Below are 24,871 nucleotides of genomic sequence, written 5' to 3'. Positions count from 1 at the left end.
ATGAAGAAAACAATTGTAGCCTTGTTAGTCCTTATCGTATTGGGTGTGGATGCACAGGATAAAAAGCCTCAAATTGCTAAAGGCGTAAAAGAGTACCATAGTTTGTTTGACAAATCAATGAACGAAGATGTTTCTTGTTATAGAATACCTGCAATTGTAACAGCGCCTAATGGCGATCTTGTGGCAGCTATTGATGAGAGAGTACCTTCCTGCGGAGATCTGAAGTGGAGTAAAGACATCAATATTGTGGTGCGCCGAAGTACCGACAATGGAAAAACATGGTCGGATATTGAGATGGCTGTTGATTTTCCTTACGGACAGTCTGCTTCTGATCCATCCATGATAGTAGATGAGATGACTGGAGAAATATTCATGTTTTACAATTTCATGGATCTGGATAAGGAGAAGGATATCTATTATCTGCATGTGGTAAAAAGTTCTGATAATGGTAAAAGTTGGGGGAAACCAGAGGATATTACATCCCAGATTGCAAAGCCCGAATGGCATTCTGATTTTAAGTTTATTACCTCTGGACGTGGAATCCAGACACGCTCAGGGAAACTCTTGCATTGTATGGTAAACCTGAATAACGGCTTACATTTGTTTGGTAGCGATGATCATGGAAAATCATGGTTTCTGATTGACACTCCAGTTCAACCTGCTGATGAGTCGAAAGTTGTTGAGTTGGCTGACGGAACATGGATGATTAACAGTCGTGCAAATGGTAAAGGGATGCGATATGTTCACACCTCTGATGATGAGGGAAAAACCTGGGAGACGAATGAAGAGCCGGCACTTATTGATCCAGGCTGTAATGCAAGTATTATTCGATATACCTCAATTGAAGATGGGTACAAAAAGAATCGTCTTCTTTTTTCAAATGCAAAAATGAGCAAGGGCCGCAAAAATATGAGCGTACGTATCAGTTATGATGAAGGCAAAACTTGGTCTGTAGGGAAAACGATTTATACTGAAGGCTCGGCTTATTCATCATTAACAGTTCTAGAAAATGGGGATATTGGTCTGTTCTTCGAGAAGGACGATTACACAGAGAATGCATTCGTGAGCTTCTCTTTAAAATGGTTGACTGATGGAAAGGATAAATATAAAAAGGCAAGGAAATAAAGAGAGTGCAGTAAGAGCTTTTAGGGCAAAAAAAAATATATAAGCGTGGGTTATTTTCAGTCTTTTGTTTTTCTAAGGATAACTCAAACCTGAGAGGCTCTTATAAACTAATTAGTTGTGAGCATCTTAAGTATTGTTTAATTTTTCATAGAATGAATAAAAGTATAATTGTATTGTGTTTTATTGTCATTTCTTTTCTGGCTTGTATTAGCTGTAAAACAGCCCTAAAGGATAAGTATTATGAGTATACGGTTACCATTGAGCCTGAAGAGGATTCTCTGGGAATTATAAATAAGGCAGCTTTTGTAGTTCCAACAAGCAGGCAAAGCTCTTGGCAAGATTTGGAGTTTACTTGCTTTATTCATTTTACGGTTAATACTTTTACTGGAAGAGAATGGGGGGATGGAAAGGAAGATCCTGCCATTTTTAATCCTACCGACTTGAATGTTAATCAGTGGGTTAATGTAGCCAAGGACGCAGGAATGAAATTAATAATCTTAACCTGTAAACATCACGATGGGTTTTGTTTGTGGCCGAGTAAAACTACAGAGCATTCAATAAAAAACAGCCCTTACAAAAATGGTAAGGGAGATATTGTGAAAGAACTTTCAGAGGCTTGCCGGCAAGCCGAGTTGAAGTTCGGAGTTTACCTTTCGCCTTGGGACCGAAACTGTGCAGATTATGGGAATAGCCCTGTGTATAATGAATTCTTTCGAAATCAACTGCGAGAGTTACTGTCTAACTATGGTGAAATTTCAGAGGTTTGGTTTGATGGTGCTTGTGGTGAAGGGGCCAATGGGAACAAGCAGGTTTATGACTGGAATAGTTATTACAAGATAATACGTCAGTTACAAGCTAATGCTGTAATTTCAACGATGGGTCCTGATGTAAGATGGGTCGGTAACGAAGGAGGATTGGGGCGTGAGACAGAATGGGCCGTGCTACCTTTTGAGGCTGGTAATCTTGATGTGATCACCAATAATTCTCAGAAAGATGAGAAAGAACCCGTATTTGAACCCAAAGATAGAATTGGAGGGGACTTGGGGAGTCGTGAAATAATAATAGATGCAAAATCATTAGTTTGGTATCCATCTGAAGTTGATGTATCTATACGTCCAGGATGGTTTTACCATGAAAATCAGGACTCACTTGTTAAATCGCCTGAAGAATTGGTTAATATTTATTATCAGTCAGTTGGGCGAAATAGTGTTCTACTGTTAAATATTCCTCCTGATAAAAGGGGACGTATTCATGAAAAAGATGTTGCAGCTTTGCAGGGGATGCGACAAATTTTAGATGATACTTTTAAAGAGAATTTTCTTTCAGGAGCAAAAATTAGCGAAAACGATGGGGGAAATAACTCAGCTACAAACAGTATCGATAATAATAAGGAAACTTATTTTATTACACAGGAAGATGTTTTTACTTCGACCTTAAATATGGAGTTAGATCAATCTTGTGCCGTTAATGTATTAATGCTTCAGGAATATATTAAAAAGGGTCAAAGGGTAGAACGATTTGTTCTGGAGTATCTCCAAGGAGATCAATGGAAAGAAGCATGCAAGGGAACGACGATTGGGCACAAAAGGCTGATTCGTTTTTCTGAAATTACCAGCAATAAATTCCGATTTCAAATTCTTCAATCGAGAGACTGCCCAATGATTTCAGAAATTGGGTTATATAGAGAAAAAAGAGATTATTAAACAAATGCTTTCAGTTTACTGGATGTTGAAAGATATTATAAGTAGTATATGACAGAATTTGGAAAAATAGGAGATTTTAAAAAGAAAAAAAATCTAGGAGAAGACTTGCAATCTACTGTTGATTTTCTGACTTGTTCAGATCATCAGGCAGTATTCAACCAATTGGAAAAGGGAAGCTCACAAAAAGTGGAAATTGATGGCGAAAGGATATTTGCCGTATATCAGAAATACGATTCAAAAGATGGATCGAAACCTATTTTCGAGGCACATCGAAAATTTATTGATGTGCAGTATCTGCATTCGGGTAGTGAATTAATTTTTGTTTCGGATATAGAAGGAGCTAAAGTTAATCAGGCATACGTTGAGGAGAATGATTTTGAGTTGTTTGAACTTAAGCAATGGTCAACCTTGCGAATGAAAGCAGGAATGGCATCAGTACTTTATCCTGAAGACTTGCATGCCCCTTGTATTCTCTGTGGGCAATCTCAATTAATCGAAAAGGTAGTGGTGAAGGTGAAGATTGATTAAAATCCTTACTTAGAATATTTAAAAAAGAGTTGGCTTTCACAGTTAACTCTTTTTTTGTTTAAGTAGTAGGATGAAAGAAGGGGAATGAAAGTTCTGTTTGGTAGGAGACTAGTGGTGAGCGAAGTTGATTAATATTGTTACCTGTTCCTTTTTAGCTAAAAGGAAGGGTTTTTGACTTAGATAATTTTAAATACTCCTATTTATCTCCCCTTTTGTAATATTTATCCCCTCTTGATAACTTCCCTTTTTTAGATATTTACATTGTTATACGGCATTAAAAGAAAAGTATGAAACAAACGATTGTCTTCTTAATAATTGGAATAATTTTTCCAGTAATCTTGAAAGCACAAAATCAAGAATTTTATTTGACATGCAAATTGTTTTCAGGATGTCCTATTGAAATAGAACCTTTCAAGAAACAGTTTGGGATTAAAGATATTTCATATGCAACTCTAGAAACGAGAACAGATAGTATCAATGTAATTTTTGGAGAAATGACCCAAGGAGCGTGCAATGGATATTGGGTTTCTCTTTATTGCCATAACAAGTTAACCTCTTTTTCGACTGTCACACTTGAAAAAAGCGATTCTTCAGAAATTCCAACAAAAAAAATAGATATTGAATTTGATAAGTCTGCTAAAAGAATTTCGGTCCAGGTGATGCATCAACCTTCAACTGATAAAGTTGTTTATACCTGGCTGAATAATAACGCGAAGAGTAAAAAAGTAGTGATTACAAATGTGGTCAAACCAATACAAGAGAATAGACAATTTCCGACTTTAGAATTAGAATCAATAAAAGGAGAAAATATTTCGACAAAAGACTTTGCTGGAAAATATATTGTAATTAATTGGTGGCACACGGGCTGTGTTCCATGCAGAACAGAAATTCCAGGACTTAATGCCCTAGTTGAAAAATTTAAGGCAACCCCAGACATAATATTCTTAGCTATCTCACCTGATAAAAAAGATAGATTAGAGAATTATTTAAAAAACAATGAGTTCAAATATTTACAAACATTTGGAAATAAAGAAATATTCAAAATATTTGGAGGTTCATTTCCGAAAAATATTATTGTAAATCCCAAAGGTAATATTACATATTATAGCGAAGGTGGAGATGAGAAGAAACACATTGAAATTGAGGAATCATTAAAGAAACAACTGGATGAAGAATAACGCTATGGAATAGTGGAATATTACAAGGTTGGCGCAGTTGGATACGTAAGTATGAATTCTAACAAAATAACAATTAGAAATAGCTAATTGATAATCAGCACACACTATACCTAGGAAGATTATAATTAAAATATTACGCTATGGCTAATTCAAATAAAATAAACCCGTGGATACTGAATCAGACCAACTGGAAATCTGTTAAGGAAGTTCAGTTTGAAATGGCAGTTTTGCCTTGGGGTGCAACAGAACCTCATAATTTACATCTTCCATACGGAACTGATAACCTGCAAGCAGAAGCTATTGCTTTAAAGGCGGCAGAAATTGCCTGGGAAAAAGGATGTAAAGTAATGGTTTTGCCAACCATTCCCTTGGGAGTTCAAAATTCAGGGCAAATTGATTTGCCTTTTTGTTTGCATATCAAACCTTCTACTCAGCTAGCTATTCTTCAGGATATATTGTGGGCTTTGAGCCGACAGAATATCTCCAGACTTGTTATTTTAAACAGTCATGGAGGAAATGATTTTAGAAGTATGATTCGGGAATTGCAACCTCAATTTCCGAACATGTTTATAGGCGTAATTGATTGGTTCAAAATTCCAGAATGTAACGATTTTTTTGAAAGTCCAGGCGATCATGCAGGAGAGATGGAAACCTCAATTATGCAGTATTGTTTTCCTGATCTGGTTCTTCCGCTTAACGAAGCAGGAACAGGAAACGCAAAAGGTTTTAGTTTAGAAGGTTTGCAAAGTAAACTGGCTTGGACACCCCGAAACTGGACAAAGATTACCGAGGATACTGGAGTTGGTAATCCTATTGCAGCAAGGCCTGAAAAAGGAGAATTATTCTTCAACTATTTGACCGAGCGAATTGGAGCGTTTCTGGTTGAGTTGAGCGCTGTAAAAACAGATGATATTTATAAATAGTGAGTGAAATGAAGAAATATTTTATGTTTTTAACTTGCGTTTTTATTTTTCTGATCCAATCATCGGCTTGGTCTCAGAATAAAGTAAGAGTAGCATGTATTGGGAATTCAGTCACTTTTGGATACGGCATAGAGAATCGGGAACAGAATTGTTATCCGACTCAACTTCAAAATCTATTGGGCGATGCCTATGAGGTGAAAAACTTTGGGCACAGTGGGGCTACCCTTTTGAAAAAAGGACATAATCCTTATTGGGAAAAGGATGCTTTTGCACAGGCCAAAGCTTTTAAACCTGAAATTGTGATTCTTCACTTGGGATTAAATGATACTGATCCCAGAAACTGGCCTAATTATAAAGATGAATTTAAAAAGGATTATTACGATTTAATTGATGCGTTTTGTGAGCTAGAGGGTACTGCAAAGCCCAAAGTTTGGATTTGCCGTTTAACACCAATCTTTAATCAGCATCCCCGTTTTAAGTCGGGAACGCGTGATTGGTTTTGGCAAATTCAAGAACAGATAGAACAAATAGCTGAGGTGAAACAAGTCGGAATCATCGACCTGCATACGCCTTTGTATTGCCGACCTGATTTGTTCCCGGATGCATTGCACCCCAATGCCGAAGGGGCTAAGATACTCGCCACGACTGTTTATCAGGAAGTTAGTGGGAATTATGGTGGACTCTCATTACCCGTGGTTTTTGGAGATCATATGGTTTTGCAACGTCAGGTTTCCATTCCTGTTTATGGTATGGCAAATGCAGGTGACAAGGTCAGTGTTTTCTTAAATGATTTAATGGCTGTATCACAAGCCAATGTACATGGAAAGTGGAAAGTGGAATTACCTGCAATGAAAGCCGGGGGACCCTACGAATTAAGAATTGAGAGTAAGAATAAAACCATTGTTTTTCAGGATGTCTTAATTGGAGAAGTCTGGTTGTGTTCCGGGCAGTCTAATATGGCATTTACCCTAAAGGAATCGAGCACAGGAAAAGAGGATATTACTAAAGCCAATAGATCAAATATACGTCTTTATAATATGAAAGCTCAGGCCTTGCCCAATGATCAAAAGTGGGGGCGGGAAGTATTAAAAAAGGTAAATCAATTAGATTATTTTAATTCAGAATGGAAGGCTTGCGATTCATGCACAGCTTCCGAGTTTTCGGCCATTGCCTATCATTTTGCTTCTGGTTTACAGGATAGTTTGAATGTGCCAATCGGTGTCATCTTAAATGCTGTCGGGGGTTCAACTACCGAGGCCTGGATCGACAGGAAAAGTCTGGAACACCATCCTGTTTTAGTGAATGTTTTAGACGATTGGCTAAATAATGATTTTGTACACAGTTGGTGCCGAAAACGTGCCAGACAAAATTTAGATAATCAGGATGGTTCCTTTCAGCGTCATCCTTTTCAGGCAGCTTATTTGTTCGAAACAGGTATTGCACCCTTGCTAGGTTTTGCAATAAAAGGTGCCATCTGGTATCAGGGCGAATCGAATGCTCATAATGTTGAGTTTCATGAAGTTTTATTTCCGGAGTTAGTTAAAAGTTGGCGCAAGTCATGGGGGTATGATTTTCCTTTCTACTATGTGCAATTGTCTGCAATAAATCGCCCAAGTTGGGGTTACTTTCGTGATAGTCAGCGCAGAATGAACAAATTGATTCCCAATTCAGGTATGGTGGTATCAAGTGATAAAGGACATCCTAACGATGTTCATCCTAAGAATAAGAAACCCATTGGGGAACGTTTAGCTAGACTGTCACTCTCGGAAACATACAACTTCGATTTAGAATATAGTGGTCCTGTGCCTGTGAAAATGGTTTTTGAGAAAGAATGTGCTATAGTTTATTTCGATCATTGTAGTGGTATGAGGGCTAAGAACGGGGATGTAATAAAGGGATTTGAAATTGCTGGCAGTGACGACCTGTTTGTTCCTGCAGAAGTTAGTGTGAATGAGAATACATTAATACTACGAAATAAATTAGTTAAGAAAATTACAAATGTCCGATACGGATGGCAAGCCTTTAATGAAGCTAATTTAGTGAATGACCAGGGGCTCCCTGCATCAACATTTTCAACAGAATATAATTTGTAAAATACTAAAATGATGAAAAAAATTAACGGGTCTATAACAGCACCATTTACACCAATGCATGCAGATGGAGCAGTAAATTATGATAAAATATCAGATTATGCTGAGTTTGTGGTGAATAATAAAATAGATGGTGTTTTTATTTGTGGAAGTTCGGGTGAAGGTGCTTTATTAACGAGTTCGGAAAGAAAAGCAATTGCTGAAAAATGGATGGAAGCATCTGCGGGCCGTTTAAAAGTAATTGTTCATACGGGCGGTACTTGTCTTAGCGAGCAAAAAGAACTGGCTGCTCATGCTCAGGAGATTGGAGTGTTTGCTATTGCTTCAATGTCACCTGCTTTTTTACCGCCTCGTAGAAACGAAGAGTTAGTTGCTTATTGCAAAACCATTGCTGATGCGGCGCCAAAGCTCCCGTTTTACTATTATCACATTCCTCCCTTAAATAACGTTAGCTTGTCGATGGTTGACTTACTAACCGCTGCAGATAAGGAGATTCCAAATTTTGCTGGGGTTAAATATACTTATGATAATATTTATGAGTTTGATTTGTGCAAATATGTGGCAAATGGTAAATTCGAAATGCTTCACGGTTTGGATGAAACTTATCTGTCGGCATTAGCTTTTGGATATACAGCTGGTGTAGGTGGTACATACAACCATATTTTTGGTGTGTATAAACAAATGGCTGAAGCTTTCGAAAGTCATAATTTCGAATTGGCTCGTGACCTGCAGCATAAGTCACATTTGTTTATTAATGTACTGTGTAAGTTTCGTGGAAACATTGTTGTTGGGAAGCATATGATGAAATTTATGGGCATTGATTGTGGTCCAAATAGGTTGCCAATGCAAACCATAACACCAGAGGAAAGTGTTTTGGTAAAACAAGAATTGGAAGCCATTGACTTTTTTAGTTTTTGCAATAAATAATTAAATTTTCTAGAGCTGAGCCACAAAGGATATATTTTGAAACAATTACTTATTTGTTGATATGAATATCCTTTGAGCTTGATTTAGGGAAATAAGCTTGAGAAGCAGAATAAAAAAACACATACAATAAATGAGTTATCTATCTTTTATACTAAAGAGAAGCCCTTTGCTTACACTTTTATCACTCGTTATTTTCACAAATACCATGTTTGTGAATGAGTGTATTGCACAAGGATACTATAAAAATAATTTTGATTGGAAAGAGATTCCTTCGCTTCTTCCAAATATCAATAGCAAAGTTCAAGTCGGACTAGCCAACCCATTCGCAGGTGATGTTAACGGTCATGTCTTTGTTGTAGGAGGATGTAATTTCCCTGATACTCCCGTTTACGAAGGAGGCAAGAAAAAGTATTATAGTGATATTTTTATATTGAATAAAAATCAGGATGAAGGTTTTAAATGGGAAATAGTAGGGTCAATACCTGATAAGTTAGCTTATGGAGCTTCTGTAGTTGTACAAGATGGTTTACTTTGTATTGGAGGACGAAATAGTGAAAAATCAGTTAAGGATGTTCGTCTGATAAGTTGGAACGAGAGTACTAGGCAAATAAATGTAGAAAACTGGCCTTCTCTTCCTTACGGAATGGAAAATATGGGTGCTGCTTTGGTCGATGATAAAATTTATGTTGCAGGCGGAACCTCTGATGGTAAAGTTGCAAATACCTTTTTATCTCTTGATTTGAATAAAAAAGGAAGTGCTGGATTTGAATGGAAGGTCTTACCCGATTTTCCAGGACCAGGCAGAGTGCAATTAGTTGTTGTTGCTCAAAACGAGGCAGAAGAACGTCACTTATTCATTTTTGGAGGTTCAAGTTATCCTGAAAATCAAGAATCAGCAACAATTTGTACCGATGGTCTGGAATACAACCCTAAAACTGAGGAATGGAACTCATTGCCTGAAATACAAGTTAAAGGTGAAGATTCTAAAACATTGCATGGAGGGGCAGGAATTGCGATAGGTACCCATCATATTCTTTTTGTAGGTGGTGTAAACAAGGATGTTTTTAGAAAAGGCTGGGAGCTGGAACGAAAAGTTTCACTCTTAAAAAATAGTAAGGACACACTTGGCCTGTCAAACTTAAAAAAACAACTCTTAACTTATTACACTCAAGAGACAGATAACTATCAGTTTAATGATAAGGTGATCGTTTTTAATACCATAACCAATGCATGGTCAAATGGCTGCGATTACCCTTTTAAAGCACCAACAGGAGCTCCACTTGTAAAATCAGGTAAAGGTTGGTTTGTTATTAATGGAGAAGTAAAACCAGGTGTTCGTTCACCAAAAGTATATTATGGAGAAACCATTACCGAACCCGTATTTGGCTTTTTGAATTGGTTGGTATTGATTCTTTACATGTTTGGGATGCTCTATTTGGGCTATTTCTTTATGAAAAAAGAAAAAAGCAGTGATGACTTTTTTAAAGGAGGAGGCAGAATTCCTTGGTGGGCTGCCGGGATGAGTATTTTTGCGACCATGTTAAGTGCAATTACTTTTATGGCAATTCCGGCAAAAACTTTTGCTACCGACTGGAAATATTATCCAATGGCAATCACTATTTTAGTCATGGCATTTCCTGTTGTAAAGTACTATCTTCCCTTTTTCAGACGGTTAAAAGTAACGACAGCATACGAGTACCTCGAGCAACGTTTTAATTATAGCACTCGATTATTAGCTAGTAGTCTGTTTATTATTTTTATGATAGCACGAATGGCATTGGTATTATTCTTGCCGTCATTAGCTTTAACAGTAGTAACCGGTATTGATATCTATATTTGTATAGTGCTTATGGGGGTTATTACCACTATCTATTGCACCATGGGTGGTGTTGAGGCTGTTGTGTGGGGTGATGTTATTCAAGGATTTGTATTGATGGGTGGTGCTATTCTTGCTGTCTTCTTTCTTGTAGGAGGTTTGGAGGGAGGATGGAATCAACTTATCGAAATATCCATGGATAACTCCAAATTTACAATCTTAGATTCTTCATTAGATTTAACAAAGGCAACCATTTGGGTCGTTCTAATAGGTGGTTTAGCTAATAATTTGATATCCTACAGTAGCGACCAGACGGTTATACAGCGCTATTTAACTACAAAAGATGAGAAGTCTGCAGGGAAGAGCATCGTTCTAAATGGTTTCTTAAGTATTTTTGTTTCTCTGATATTTTATCTCATAGGAACAGCCTTATTTGCTTATTATTCAGAATCACCTGATCAGTTGCATTATGCGATGGAGAATCCTGATTCTTTGTTTCCTTACTATATCATGACCAAATTGCCTATGGGATTGGCAGGCCTTTTAATAGCTGCGATTTTTGCGGCTACGATGTCTACTGTTTCATCCAATATCAATTCATTATCGACAGCATTTACATCAGATATTTATCAACATTTTTTTAAAGGAAGTAGTGATAAAACAGTTTTATATGTAGCTCGTCTGTCGGGCGTCATTTTTGGTGGTTTAGGAATTGTATTGGCAATCTTAATGGCAACTTGGAACATCCTGTCGCTCTTCGATTACTTTAATTACATACTTGGCCTGCTGGCTAGTGGATTAGGAGGTTTGTTTGTTATGGGTATTTTCATGAAGCGAATTCATTCAAAGGCAGCTTTAATTGGGTTTTTTACAGGGACTATTATTCTTGTTGCTTTAAGTCAGTATACCAAGGTTCATTTCTTACTATTTGGTTTTATTGGTATGTTCAGTTCTGTTATTATTGGCCTAATTGTAAGTTTTATTATTCCGGAAAAGAAAAAAGATTTGGATGGGTTAACGGTTCACTCATTAAGTAATTCAAAATAAAAATTGTAATGAAAGATATCAAAGATTATATCGAGATATACAAGAAAGGTTTATTGGAAAATATTATTCCTTTCTGGATCAAAAATTGCGTTGATGGAGAAGATGGTGGGTTTACTTTCTGTCTGGATCGGGATGGAACCGTAATTGATACAGATAAAGGAGTATGGCAAACAGGTCGTTTTACCTGGATGTTAGGAACGTTGTACAATGAGGTAGAGCAGAATCCAGAATGGTTAAGGCTGGCCAAACATGGTGTTGATTTTTTAGATAAGTATTGTTATGATACGGATGGAGAAATGTTTTTCATTGTAAATAAGAAAGGGGAACCTGTTCGCAAGCGTCGCTATGTTTACTCCGAATCTTTTGCCGCAATTGCCTATGCTGCTTATTATAAGGCAACAGGTGATGAAGTGTATGCCGATAAAGCTCGCAAAGCTTTTGATACTTACTTTCTTTATAATAACACACCAGATTTAATTGCTCCCAAGTTTACCGAACATCGCCAGACAAGAGGAATGGGAACACCTATGATTGGAATTGTTACCGCCCAGGAATTGAGAAAGAACCTGAAGGATGAATCCTACACGGTTTACATTGACAATTGGATTGCTGAAATCAAGAAGTATTTTATCAATGATGAATTTAAGGCAGTTATGGAGACTGTTGGTCTTGAAGGAGAATTCCTTGATCATTTTGACGGACGAATGCTGAATCCAGGGCATGCTATAGAAGGTGCGTGGTTTGTTCTTCAGGAAGCAAAATATCGCGATAATGACCCGGAGCTCATTAAGATGGGAACTAAAATGCTCGATTGGATGTGGGAAATTGGTTGGGACAAAGAATATGGAGGGATTTTGTACTTCCGCGATGTGAAAGGTTTGCCTGTTCAGGAGTATTGGCAGGATATGAAATTTTGGTGGCCTCAGAACGAAACCATTATTGCCACTTTAATGGCCTACGAGCTAACTGGTGATGAAAAGTATATGAAAATGCACGAACAAATTCACGATTGGACTTTCAAACATTTTCCTGATGAAAAGTATGGTGAATGGTATGGCTATCTGCATCGGGATGGTCGAATATCAACAACTTTAAAGGGTAATATTTGGAAAGGGCCTTTCCATATTCCCCGTATGTATTTAATGGCATGGCAATCGTTAGAATTGATTCAAAAAAACTCTTTATAGTTAGAATGTTTATTAATGGGTAGAAGGAAGAGTTCTCACATATAGAGAACTCTCCTTCTTTTAAATTCAACAACTGGTTAGTATTAGTTTGGTTGAGGAGATCAATATCTATAGAACTATTTGAAAAATATTATAATATGAACGTTAGAAAGAAAACAAGCCAAGGGGCTTTTTTATTATTCATGATGATATGTTTTTGGGGAAAAATCAGTATCGCAATTGATAATAAAATTGAAAATCCACTTGTGATTTCAGAGAATAAATTAAAGTCTCATGCCACTTTATATTCTTTTAGTAATGTGAATGATGCAGAAAAGGGAGACAGAGATAAATCGGAATATATACAGATGCTAAATGGTCTCTGGAAATTTCATTATGCCGAAAATGACCAGAAAACACAAGGTGAATTCTATAAAAAGCAATACAATGCAACAGAATGGGATGATATCGAAGTGCCTTCCTGTTGGGAAATGAAAGGATATAGTACCCCAATTTACACCAATGTGATTTACCCATTTCCTGTAAATCCACCTCATATCGAAAGGGAAAATCCAGTCGGAAGTTATATTAAGGATTTTATCATTCCAGAAGGGTGGACAAAACGAGATGTGATCCTGCATTTTGGAGGTGTAAGTTCTGCCTTTTACTTATGGGTGAATGGAGAATACGTTGGTTATAGCCAAGGAAGTCGTTTACCTGCAGAGTTCGATATTACCTCTTTCTTAAAAAAAGGAAAGAATAAATTGGCAATGAAAGTGTATCGCTGGTGTGATGGAAGCTATCTTGAAGACCAGGATCATTGGCGAATGAGTGGCATTCACCGTGAGGTATTTCTTATGGCTCGCCCAAAGGTAAGAATAGAAGATTTTGCAGTGCGTACACGCTTGGATCAAAATTACCAGCATGCTCAATTTCAAGTTCGCCCAGAAATTTCAAATCTTCATCAAGAAGATTTGAAAAATTGGATAGTAGAAGCTCAACTGCTAAATGCAAAAGGGAATAATGTTTTATCTCAACCAATGCAATTATCTGCTAAACGAATTATTCATGAATGGTACCCTCAACGCGACAATATTTACTTCGGTATGATGGAGCAAGAGGTTCATAATCCAGTAAAATGGACTGCTGAAACTCCCTATTTATACACAATGGTTCTTAGTCTAAAAGACTCTGAAGGAAAAGTAATTGAAGCTGTATCATCAAAAGTAGGGTTCAGGGAAGTTGAGAATAAAAACGGGATGTTACTGGTTAATGGCAAACCTGTGAAGTTAAAAGGTGTTAACCGTCACGATCATAATCAGAAAAATGGAAAAACTGTAAGTCGTGCCAATATGAAGAAGGATGTTGAGCTATTGAAACAGTTCAACTTTAATGCCGTTCGAACTTCTCATTACCCTAATGATCCCTATTTTTACGAGTTATGTGATCAGTATGGAATCTACATAATGGATGAAGCCAATATTGAGTCTCATGGCCTAGGCGGTTATCTATCTAATCAGCAAGAATGGAATACATCCTTCATGGATCGTGTTATACGAATGGTTGAACGTGACAAGAATCATCCATCTATAATTTACTGGTCATTAGGAAATGAATCAGGTTGCGGACCCAATCATGCAGCAGCAGCAGGCTGGGTAAAAGATTTTGATCCAACGCGACTTGTTCATTACGAAGGAGCACAGGGGAATCATGAACATCCGGCATATGTAAAACCGGGGTCAAATAAAAAAGTAGCTTATATGGCTAATCCCACCGATCCGGCTTATGTTGATGTAATTAGCAGAATGTATCCTATACCACAAGAATTGGAAGGTCTGGCCAACAGTCCCTACATTAAGCGGCCGATTATGATGTGTGAATATGCACACGCCATGGGGAATTCTTTAGGTGATTTGAAATCTTATTGGGATTTAATCTATCAATATCCGAACCTAATTGGTGGTTTTATATGGGATTGGATGGATCAGGGGATCCAGCAAACGGATGAAAATGGTCGTCAGTATTGGGCTTATGGTGGCGATTTTGGAGACAAACCCAATGATGGTAATTTCTGTATCAATGGCATTGTAGCTCCTGATCAAACACCAAAGCCAGCTCTTTGGGAATGTAAAAAAGTGTTTCAGCCGGTTCAAACAAATGTTTTTGATCTTGCAGATTATGAATTCACTATTTTTAACCGACACCATTTCACCAATTTGTCTCAATACAATTTGCATTGGAAAATTATGGCCGATGGTAAAACCATTCAAGATGGAAAGCTATCTGCGCCCGAATGTTTACCTGGAAATAGTGTAAACATAAAACTTCCGGTCCAAAAGGTTAATAATGAGGTTGGCAAGGAGTATGTCCTAGAGATAAATTATCTATTGAAGGAACCTAAATTGTGGGCTGATAAAGGCTACGAAGTTGCTTGGAATCAGTTCGTTTTACCGGATTCAATAGCCGCTAAAACTTGGAAAAACAAGGGGCAAATAAGTATCCAGGAAGTAAAAAATATTTGCAAAATCGCAGGAGATGGATTTCAGTTGCAGTTTAATAAATCGGAAGGCAGTTTATTCTCGTGTAAAATAAATGGAGAAGAGATTCTTACACAGGAATTAAGACCTAACTTTTGGCGGGTATCAACTGATAATGATAAGGGGGCGAACTGGATGGCGAAAGATGTTTTAAAATGGAAAAATGCGGCCAAAAATATGCAACTGCTAAATTGGAGAGTAGAACAGAATAAGGAGACTATTCTTTTGGTTGGTAAGTATCACATCTCAGTTGACAGTAGTTTGTTAGAGCTCAAGTATGAGATTGCTTCAAAGGGAATTTTAAAAGTGGATATGCAAATTCAGAAAATGTACAACAGCACATGGATTCCTCGTTTTGGTATGCAGTGCGGTATTTCTAAAGATTACTCAAACCTAAGTTTTTATGGAAAAGGACCACATGAATCATACTGGGATAGAAAAACAGGTGCCAGATTAGGTTTTTACTCTGTGAAAAGTTCTGAAATTGCCTATGACTATGTTCGCCCTCAGGAAAATGGAAACCGAAGTGATGTGCGATGGCTCGAGATGACGACTAAAAAACAGACTCTTCGAATTCAAGGGAGCCCATCTTTTGATTTTTCAGTTTGGCCTTATAGTATGGAAAACCTTGAAAAGGCTACTCATATCAATGAACTGAACAAAACGGATGCCTATATTTTAAATATTGATTTTAAACAATTTGGCCTTGGCGGAGATGATTCCTGGTCTTCAATTGCCATTGCTCATCCTGAGTACCGTTTGTCTGAGAATACTTACAAACTAAGATACGAAATTCAATTTATAGACTAACATGAGATTTAGTTGAAAGGGAATGCGTATCAGATCCTTCGAATCATATTCAAAGCGTGTTCCCTTTTTACACTTAATTTCGTTTTATATAAAATCTTTTAAGATGAGCATATTGTCAGAAATGCTTATCAATCAAAATAACCACACAAAACTCAAAAATTATGAATCGATTATTAGTAGTGCTATCCCTTTTTATTCTTTCTTGCTCAAGCCCGAGCTTTAAGAAAGATCAAATTGCTATTGTACCCAAGCCAAATCATTTGAGTCTGGAAAAAGAATCTTTTAGGATTAATGCCAGTACTAAGATTGTAGCAAGAGATGAAAATCAGCAAAAGGCAGTTAGATATCTTAAGGGACTTTTTAATTCTGCAGCAGGATTTGATTTGGAAATACGGGATCATTCAGATCAGGATGGGATCCTTTTTCAACATATTGAAGGATGGGCACCTGAAGCTTATCAACTTGAAGTAAGCCCTGAGAGAATCTTAATTTCCGCCAATGGAGAAGCAGGTTATTTCTATGCTGTTCAAAGCCTTCGCCAACTCCTTCCTCATGCTATTGAAAGCAAAGAGGTAGTCAGTGCTGACTGGTTGGTTCCCTCAGTGAAGATAGAAGATGAACCTCGTTTTGCATGGAGAGGTATGCATATGGACTTTAGCCGTCATTTCTTTGATATAGACGAGGTGAAGACCTTTCTGGATTATATGGCGTTGTACAAGCTCAACACTTATCATATGCATTTGACAGATGACGAAGGTTGGAGAATTGAAATTAAACAATTGCCTTTGCTGACAGAAAAGGGTGCCTGGCGAACAGTAAGCAGACACGATAAGGTGTGTATCGACAATGCCAAAACAGATCCTTCTTATACCATTGATCCGGAAAAGTATCATATGAAGGATGGCAAAAAGATGTATGGGGGATTCTTTACTCAGGAACAGATTAAAGAAATCATTCAATATGCGGATGAAAGGTGTATTACTGTAATACCAGAAATTGATATGCCCGGTCATTTTAAAGCAGCCATTGATAATTACCCTTACTTATCCTGTAAAGAAGAAGCGGGCTGGGGAAAAGTATTTACAACTCCTGCTTGTTTAGGAAAAGAAACGACTTACAAATTTGTTGAAACGATTCTTGGAGAAGTTGCCGAACTTTTTCCGTCTGAATACATTCACATTGGTGGAGATGAAGTAAATATTCAATCCTGGAAAGATTGTGCCCAATGTCAGGGAGAAATTCACAAACATCATTTAAAAAATGAACATGAATTGCAATCTCATTTTAATCGAAGAATTGAAAAGTTTTTGCAGTCAAAAGGAAAACAGTTGATGGGTTGGGATGAAATTACCGAAGGTGGTCTTAGTAATAATGCTCATGTTATGTGGTGGCGAAATTGGGCACCTGAAGCATTATCAATCGCAGCAATCAATGGAAATAAAATGATAATAACTCCCGGTACACCTTACTATTTTGATGCTAAAAATGAGGTTACCCCTTTGAAGAAAGTTTACGAGTACGAACCTGTTCCTACCAAATTTACTTCGACACAGAAAGATTTGGTAATGGGAATTCAGGCCAATCTTTGGGCGGAATGGATACCGAATTTTGAGCGACTGCAATATCAGGCTTTTCCAAGAATTTTAGCGCTGTCTGAAACAGCCTGGACGAACAAAGAAAGTAAAGATTATGACGAGTTTAATACCAGGGTTCAGTTACACAGCGACCGTATGGATGTCATGAACATCAATTACTATATTCCTTCAGTTGAAGGGCTCAATAAAAAGATTGCCTTTGTAGATAGTGCAATAATAAATTTATCCGTTCCAATGAAGGGATTGGAGATCTATTATACGTTAGATGGATCTGTACCATCAAAAGAATCGAAGCTTTACAATGAGCCTATTGTTCTTAAAGCGAATTGTGAAATTAAGGCAAGAGCCTTTAAAGGAAATACGGGTAGTGGATTGGCTAAGGCAACGGTCGAAAAGCAGAGCTTACGCGAGGCTCAAACAGTTTCTCCAGAAAAGGGAAAGCTGAAGAGATGGGTCATAAAAGATCATCCTGATGCAGTCAAAAAACTTGATCTAAAGGAATATAATGACTGGAATTTAGTAAGTCAGATTGACTTGGGAGAATACAGAAAGGAAGAGAAGATCTTTATGGCATTCAAAGGGTATTTTTATGCTGAAAATGATGGTATTTACGAATTCTTCACCAAATCTGATGATGGTAGCTTGTTATACATCGAAGATGAAATGGTCGTGGATAATGGAGGTCATCATGCTCCACGTGAACGATCGGGGATGATTGCTCTTAAAACAGGATGGCATCCAGTTTCAGTATTCTTTCAGCAAGGAACAGGAGGTGCTGAATTGAACGTCTGGTATTTGAATAATAAGGAGAATAAAAGAGAATTGACAGGAAATCTTATTGCTTACTAATGATCAGAATCTAACTATACTACTAAAATACCAGAGATATGAATACATTTTTTAAAGCAGGACAGTTGCTCATTATTGTAATGATTTTTTTTTCTTGCAAAACACCAACAGTAAAAGATTTGGCAAAGGAAAACCTGATCCCAAAACCTACAAAACTCTTTGCAACGGGTAGTTCATTCGAATTGACAGGAAAAACGACTATTTATGTTGAGGAAAATGATGAAACAATTCGACCAATTGGAAACTACCTGGCTGATCTGATTAAACCAGCTACCGGATTTGAAACTGAAGTACAAGGCGTAAAAAACGCTGACTTCAAAAAAGGAATTTATTTGGCATTGGTTGAAAAAAATAAAGATTTAGGTGAAGAAGGCTATATATTGAGCATAGATGAAAAGAAAATTGTTTTGGAAGCCTACCAATTGGCAGGTTTGTTTAGAGGTGTTCAAACTATCAGACAATTATTACCAGCTCGTATAGAATCGAAAGATTTGCAAATGGGATCATGGGAGATAGCTAGTGGAACAATTGAAGATGCACCAGACTATGGCTACAGAGGTGCCATGTTGGATGTGGTACGTCATTTCTTTGATGTGACCGATGTGAAACGATTTATCGATTTAATTGCGGCCTATAAAATGAATGTTCTGCATTTGCACTTGACTGATGATCAGGGATGGCGAATTGAAATTAAATCGTGGCCCAATCTGACAAAGCATGGTGGTAGTACACAAGTAGATGGTGGTAAAGGTGGTTTTTATACTCAAGAAGAATATACTGAGCTTGTAAAGTATGCACAGGATAGGTTTATTACCATTATTCCTGAAATAGATATGCCAGGTCATACCAATGCGGCTTTGGCTTCGTATGCCGAATTGAATGCTGATGGTAAAGCAAGAGACTTATATACAGGAACCAATGTTGGTTTTAGTACGCTGGATGCCAACAAAGAGATCACTTATAAATTTATCGATGATGTGATTCGTGAACTAAGTGCAATGACTCCTGGTCCCTTCATCCATATTGGAGGTGATGAATCACACGTTACGGCAAAAGACGATTATATTGAGTTTATCGACAAAGTGCAAGACATTGTAAATGCACATGGCAAACAAATGATTGGATGGGCTGATATTGCTGCCGGTTCATTAAAAGAAAACTCTTTGGCACAATTCTGGCAAATAAAACCAGATAATGCATTAAAGGCTGTGAATCAAAATGTTAAGGTAATTATGTCTCCAGCGGCTAAAGCTTATATGGATATTCAATATAATAAGCTTTGTCCTTTAGGACTTAATTGGTCGGGATACATTGAGGTCGACAAGGCTTATAACTGGACTCTTGAAAGTAATGTAGAAGGTATTAGTAAAGAGGATATTGTGGGAATTGAGGCTCCTCTATGGACTGAAACCATTGAAACAATGGATGATATTGAATTTATGGTTTTCCCTCGTTTGCCTGGGTATGCAGAGCTCGGTTGGTCTTCAGATGTAAATAAGAGCTGGGATGAGTACAAAGTTCGGTTAGCCAAACAAAAAACTCGTTTTGAATTTATGGATATTAATTATTACAAATCTGCACTGGTTCCCTGGGTAGATGAAGTAATAACAGAAAAATAATATTCAAATGTTTAGAATTGGAATATTGATAAATTGATATTCCAATTTATTTTTAAGTGTGAAAAACTAAAACAAATGAGAAATTCAATCCTTTTAGGCGTATTCTCAGGTTTATCTTTAATTGGATGTTCTTCAGCAAAGAAACAGGAGACTGAAAAAAGAGAAAAACCGAATATAGTTTTTATCATGAGCGACGATCATGCCTACCAGGCGATCAGTGCTTATGGTTGCGGGCTGAATAATACCCCAAATATTGATCGTATTGCAAAGGAAGGTGTCATTTTTACCAAAGGATTTGTCACCAATTCTATTTGTGCTCCCAGCAGGGCGGTGATGTTAACTGGGAAGCACAGTTTTGTAAATGGAAAAGTGGATAACTTAATGCCCTTTGATTGGGAACAAGATAATTTTGCCAAACAGCTTCAGAAGTCAGGGTACCAGACTGCTATGATTGGGAAAATTCATCTTAACGGTTTGCCTCAGGGTTTTGACTACTCTAATGTCTTACCGGGTCAAGGGCAATATTATAATCCCGATTTTATCGAGAATGGTGTAAAAAAACAATACCATGGTTATTGCACAGGCATAACGACCGATATTGCAATGGAATGGCTGGAAAATAAGCGAGATAAGAATAAGCCATTCTTAATGCTTTATCATCAAAAAGCACCGCATAGAACATGGATGCCAGAGAAAAAATATTTTGATTTATTCAAAGACAAACAATTTACACCTCCAGCAAATTTTTTCGATAAATATGAAAATCGTCCTGTAGCAGCAAAGCATGAAATGGGAATTTATGAGCATATGGATTTGGCTTACGATTTGAAAATGCTTGATGAAGAGGGTGAAATAAAAACAAGATTAAGAAAGAATGCCCAATGGATGTACGAGCGTATGGATTCGACTCAAAAAGCAGCTTGGGATGCTCATTATAAACCACTTATTGCTGAATTTAAAGCTAAGGGTTTAAAAGGAAAAGAATTGGCCTTATGGAAATATGATCGATACATGAAAGATTATCTGAGCACCATTCAATCCGTTGATGACAGAGTAGGTGAACTTTTGGATTATCTGGATGAAAATGGATTGGCAGAAAACACCATTGTTGTTTATACATCCGATCAAGGTTTCTATTTAGGAGAACATGGTTGGTTCGACAAACGATTTATGTACGAAGAGTCATTCAGAACTCCTATTCTGATGCGATATCCAAAGGAAATTAAGGCGGGTACCGAAGTGGATAAACTGATACAGAACCTTGATTTTGCACCTGCTTTTCTAGATTATGCTGGAATTACAATCCCTAAGGATATACAAGGAGAATCGTTTCGGAAGATTGTAAATGGAGAATCGGGTGAATGGAGAGATGCCATTTATTATACCTATTATGAGTTTCCTGGTGAGCACAATGTGCAACGTCATCATGGAATTCGAACCGATAGGTATAAGCTGATTCATTTTTATTACGATTCTGATACATGGGAACTGTACGATTTGGAGAAGGACCCCACTGAAATGAATAACGTGTATAACAATTTAGCTTACGCTGATGTTCAAAAAGACATGCATAAAAAGTTGATTGAACTAAGAATCAAGTATGACGATAGTGATGAAAATGATAAGAAGCATCTTCAGAGATTTTTGGATGCCAAGAATTTGAAACACTAATTAGAGTTTACAAATAATTGGAAGCGAATAAATAAAACCTAATACTCTTTTGTTTAGCCTGATATCAGATTAATAATTCAATTTAAAATTGATGATGCAATTAACTTCAAACAAATCAATTATAAGCCTTGGCGCAACAGCTTTACTAAGCCTGTCTGCCTGTTCTATTAAGGATAAAAAACCAGAAACAAAGCAATCCAACATTATATACATTCTTGCTGATGATTTGGGTTATGGTGATCTGGGCTGTTACGGACAGAAGATCATAGAAACCCCTAATCTGGACAGAATGGCTTCGGAAGGGGTTCGTTTTACCAATCATTATACGGGCTGTACGGTTTGTGCTCCATCAAGATGTGCCCTTTTGACAGGAAAACATACCGGACATTCTATTGTTCGTGGTAATAAGGAAATAAAACCTGAAGGGCAAATGGCTATGCCATCTGAGACCCGCACTGTAGCTCACTCTCTAAAAAATGCAGGATATACTACTGCTTGTGTTGGTAAGTGGGGACTTGGCTTTCCAGGATCAGATAGTGATCCTCTGAAAATGGGATTTGATTATTTCTTTGGGTACAACTGTCAGATGAAAGCACACCATTACTTTCCAGAGTATTTGTGGGAGAATGACAAAAAGGTATTCTACCCTGAAAATAAGAATAGACAGCAAAAGATGTATAGTCATGATGAAACAACGCGAAGAGCAATTGATTTTATCAGGGAGAATAAAGAAAAGCCATTTTTCCTTTATCTGGCCTACGCAATCCCACATGCTGAAATGGTTATTCCTGAAAAATATCTGGCGAAGTTTAAAGGGGAATTTCCCGAAAAACCATGGTCGGGAGGTCATTATGGGAAACAGGATCACCCCAGAGCGGCATATGCAGCAATGGTATCACATATGGATGGAGATATCGGCAAATTGAATACTTTGTTAAAGGAATTAGGCTTGGACGAGAATACAATTATCATTTTTGCTTCCGATAATGGACCTCATGTTGAAGGAGGAAATGATCCTAAATTTTTTAATAGTTCTGGAGGATTAAGAGGGAATAAGAGATCTTTATATGAAGGGGGAATTCGTACTCCTTTTATTGTGAAATGGCCAGGTAATGTTGAAGCTGGAAGTGTGTCGAATCATGTTTCGGCCTTTTGGGATATTTTTTCAACTTTTTGTGATGTGGCAGGAGTGGAAACACCTGAAGATGTAGATGGTATATCATTTTTGCCAGAGCTGCTTGGAGAGAAACAGGCTGAACATGACTTGCTCTATTGGGAATTCCATGGCTACACTGGCGATAAGCAGGCTATAAGAAAGGGGAAATGGAAAGCAGTTCGTGTGAAAATCACGAAAGAGAATACTCCAATTGAGTTGTACGATCTAGAATCTGATCCTTACGAGAAGATAAATATCGCAGAACAGCATCCTGATGTTGTTGCTCAGATGAAAAAACTCTTTGAGAAGGAACATGAAGAGTCAATAGAATTTCCATTTCTCTATGAGAAGGAAATCAAGTAGGCATTCAAGTTAATAGGTTCTGAATAGTTGCAGAAGGGAGAGTAGATAAAAAAATCATGTAGTATGTAGTTAAAATCCAATCTGCTTACTTATAATATTTTGGTAAATAAGAAGTAAACAAAAGAAGATTTTAGGTGATAATCATTGTTTTTTGCTTTAATAGTTGAATAAAATGCAATAATTACTGATTTGTACACATAGGTTGAATGATTTTTCCCCCTTTTCATTCCTAATGTTTAATAGTTTTGGATAGTAGAAATAAATACAAAATCAAGTATAAACATGACAACAAACCGAAGATCATTTCTAAGTAATTTGGCTCTTGGAGCCGGTGTACTTGCTGCAGCACCACTTGCAGCTTGTTCAAGCACCAAAGATGAAAGTAATTTGGCTTATATAAAAGCTGCTGCATCAAGAAATCCATCAATGAATTTCAATATGTGTGGTTATGCTGCCCCAAAACTCGATACAGTTCGTGTTGGATTTGTTGGTATAGGTGATCGTGGTTCAGGAGCAGTAAAACGTATGACTTATATCGAAGGTGTCGAAATAACAGCTCTTTGTGATATTAGGCAAGCTGCTGTTGATGGTGGGCAAAAAATTCTATCAGATGCAGGTTTACCAAAAGCCAAAGAATTTGTTGGAGGTGATTTAGGATTCAAGGAATTGTGTGAAAGTGGTTTGGTTGATCTTGTTTATATAGCTACACCATGGGAATGGCACGTACCTGTGGCTATCGCTGCAATGGAAGCTGACAGTCATGCGGCTGTTGAAGTTTCTACAGCTAAAACAATGGACGAATGCTGGCAAATGGTTGAAACATCAGAGCGTACCCGTAAGCATTGTGTTATTTTAGAAAATTGTTGCTATGATTTCTTCGAAATGTTAACCATTAGCATGGCTCAGCAAGGTGCATTTGGTGATCTTATTCACGGAGAAGGCGCCTATATTCACGATCTTGATTATTGGCATTTTAATAAGCCAAAAGATGATAAAATGTCTGATGGAGCATACACTAGAATGTGGCGTTTACATGAGAACAAACGTAAGGCAAATGTATACCCAACCCATGGTTTAGGACCTATTTGCCAAGCAATGAATATTAATCGAGGTGACAAAATGGATTACTTAACATCCATGATGTCTGAAGATTTTACATTGAAGCATCGAATTGCTGAGATGGCTAAAGAAGATTCCTTCTTTGAAAAATTCGTAGGATGGGAAATGAGAGGTAATATGGATATGCAGATGATTCGTACCAATATGGGACGAACCATAATGATACAGCATGATATTAGTTCTCCAAGACCTTATTCAAGAATTCATATGTTGAGCGGAACAAAATGTTTTGCACAAAAATGGCCTAAACAGCATATTGCATTCGGGCATAACGTGATAGATGATACAAAATTTAAAGAATTAGAAGAAAAATACACTCCTGAAATTATCCGAAGAGTTGGTGAAATGGCCAAACAAGTTGGTGGTCATGGTGGCATGGATTTCGTAATGGATTGGCGTTTAATTGACTGCTTACGTAACGGCTTGCCAATGGATATGGATGTATATGATGCTGCATCCTGGAGTTGTATTACACCTTTAAGTGAATGGTCTATTGCCAATAAATCAAATTCTATTGAAATTCCTGATTTTACAAGAGGTGCATGGAAAACCAATAAACCAATAGATTTGACTTTAAATGGTGGTGGAACAACAGGTGTAAGAAATCTTAAAAAAGCAGATTCTAAAGGGCAACTTGAGGTACATTAAT

At 37.3% G+C, this 24,871-nt stretch carries 15 protein-coding genes; all 15 read left to right on the top strand.

Annotated features, from left to right (window positions below; translation table 11 throughout):
- The 15 genes from L3049_RS01805 to L3049_RS01735 all read left to right on the top strand — a co-directional run bounded on the left by L3049_RS01805 (position 1) and on the right by L3049_RS01735 (position 24,870).
- Positions 1-1,125, top strand: a complete 1,125-nt coding sequence (locus L3049_RS01805) for a sialidase family protein (RefSeq protein ID WP_275108064.1) — start codon at positions 1-3, stop codon at positions 1,123-1,125.
- 152 nt (positions 1,126-1,277) lie between these two features.
- The gene (locus L3049_RS01800) at positions 1,278-2,828 is read left to right on the top strand and encodes an alpha-L-fucosidase (protein ID WP_275108063.1); all 1,551 of its coding nucleotides are present in this window, start codon (positions 1,278-1,280) and stop codon (positions 2,826-2,828) included.
- A gap of 48 nt (positions 2,829-2,876) precedes the next feature.
- The gene (locus L3049_RS01795; protein ID WP_275108062.1) at positions 2,877-3,356 is read left to right on the top strand and encodes a NanQ anomerase/TabA/YiaL family protein; all 480 of its coding nucleotides are present in this window, start codon (positions 2,877-2,879) and stop codon (positions 3,354-3,356) included.
- Between the two features lie 287 nt (positions 3,357-3,643).
- A complete protein-coding gene (locus L3049_RS01790; protein ID WP_275108061.1) occupies positions 3,644-4,534 on the top strand; it encodes a peroxiredoxin family protein in 891 nt (296 codons plus the stop codon).
- A gap of 140 nt (positions 4,535-4,674) precedes the next feature.
- Entirely contained in the window at positions 4,675-5,457 is a 783-nt protein-coding gene (locus L3049_RS01785) for a creatininase family protein (protein WP_275108060.1), read from the top strand.
- Positions 5,458-5,465: 8 nt separating this feature from the next.
- Positions 5,466-7,550, top strand: a complete 2,085-nt coding sequence (locus L3049_RS01780) for a GDSL-type esterase/lipase family protein (protein ID WP_275108059.1) — start codon at positions 5,466-5,468, stop codon at positions 7,548-7,550.
- Positions 7,551-7,562: 12 nt separating this feature from the next.
- Entirely contained in the window at positions 7,563-8,474 is a 912-nt protein-coding gene (locus L3049_RS01775) for a dihydrodipicolinate synthase family protein (protein ID WP_275108058.1), read from the top strand.
- 166 nt (positions 8,475-8,640) lie between these two features.
- Complete coding sequence (locus L3049_RS01770; RefSeq protein WP_275108057.1) at positions 8,641-11,337, top strand: sodium:solute symporter family protein; 2,697 nt, start codon at positions 8,641-8,643, stop codon at positions 11,335-11,337.
- An 8-nt stretch (positions 11,338-11,345) separates the two neighbouring features.
- Positions 11,346-12,524 (top strand): AGE family epimerase/isomerase, encoded by a 1,179-nt coding sequence (locus tag L3049_RS01765; protein ID WP_275108056.1) that lies wholly within the window; start codon positions 11,346-11,348, stop codon positions 12,522-12,524.
- Positions 12,525-12,661: 137 nt separating this feature from the next.
- Positions 12,662-15,850, top strand: coding sequence for a beta-galactosidase, LacZ type (gene lacZ / locus L3049_RS01760; RefSeq protein WP_275108055.1), 3,189 nt, complete (start codon positions 12,662-12,664; stop codon positions 15,848-15,850).
- Positions 15,851-16,011: 161 nt separating this feature from the next.
- Positions 16,012-18,294 (top strand): family 20 glycosylhydrolase, encoded by a 2,283-nt coding sequence (locus L3049_RS01755; RefSeq protein ID WP_275108054.1) that lies wholly within the window; start codon positions 16,012-16,014, stop codon positions 18,292-18,294.
- 38 nt (positions 18,295-18,332) lie between these two features.
- Complete coding sequence (locus L3049_RS01750) at positions 18,333-19,913, top strand: beta-N-acetylhexosaminidase (RefSeq protein WP_275108053.1); 1,581 nt, start codon at positions 18,333-18,335, stop codon at positions 19,911-19,913.
- Between the two features lie 75 nt (positions 19,914-19,988).
- Entirely contained in the window at positions 19,989-21,584 is a 1,596-nt protein-coding gene (locus L3049_RS01745) for a sulfatase family protein (protein WP_275108052.1), read from the top strand.
- Positions 21,585-21,675: 91 nt separating this feature from the next.
- Positions 21,676-23,103 carry an arylsulfatase gene (locus L3049_RS01740; RefSeq protein ID WP_275108051.1) on the top strand — a complete coding sequence of 476 codons (1,428 nt, stop codon included), beginning with the start codon at positions 21,676-21,678 and terminating at the stop codon, positions 23,101-23,103.
- 282 nt (positions 23,104-23,385) lie between these two features.
- On the top strand, positions 23,386-24,870 hold the full coding sequence (locus L3049_RS01735; RefSeq protein ID WP_275108050.1) for a Gfo/Idh/MocA family protein: 1,485 nt from the start codon (positions 23,386-23,388) through the stop codon (positions 24,868-24,870).
- Position 24,871: the final 1 nt, after the last annotated feature.

It is taken from the genome of Labilibaculum sp. DW002 (genome assembly GCF_029029525.1).
GTDB lineage: Bacteria > Bacteroidota > Bacteroidia > Bacteroidales > Marinifilaceae > Paralabilibaculum > Paralabilibaculum antarcticum.
This window is presented reverse-complemented; position numbering and strand designations above follow the sequence as displayed.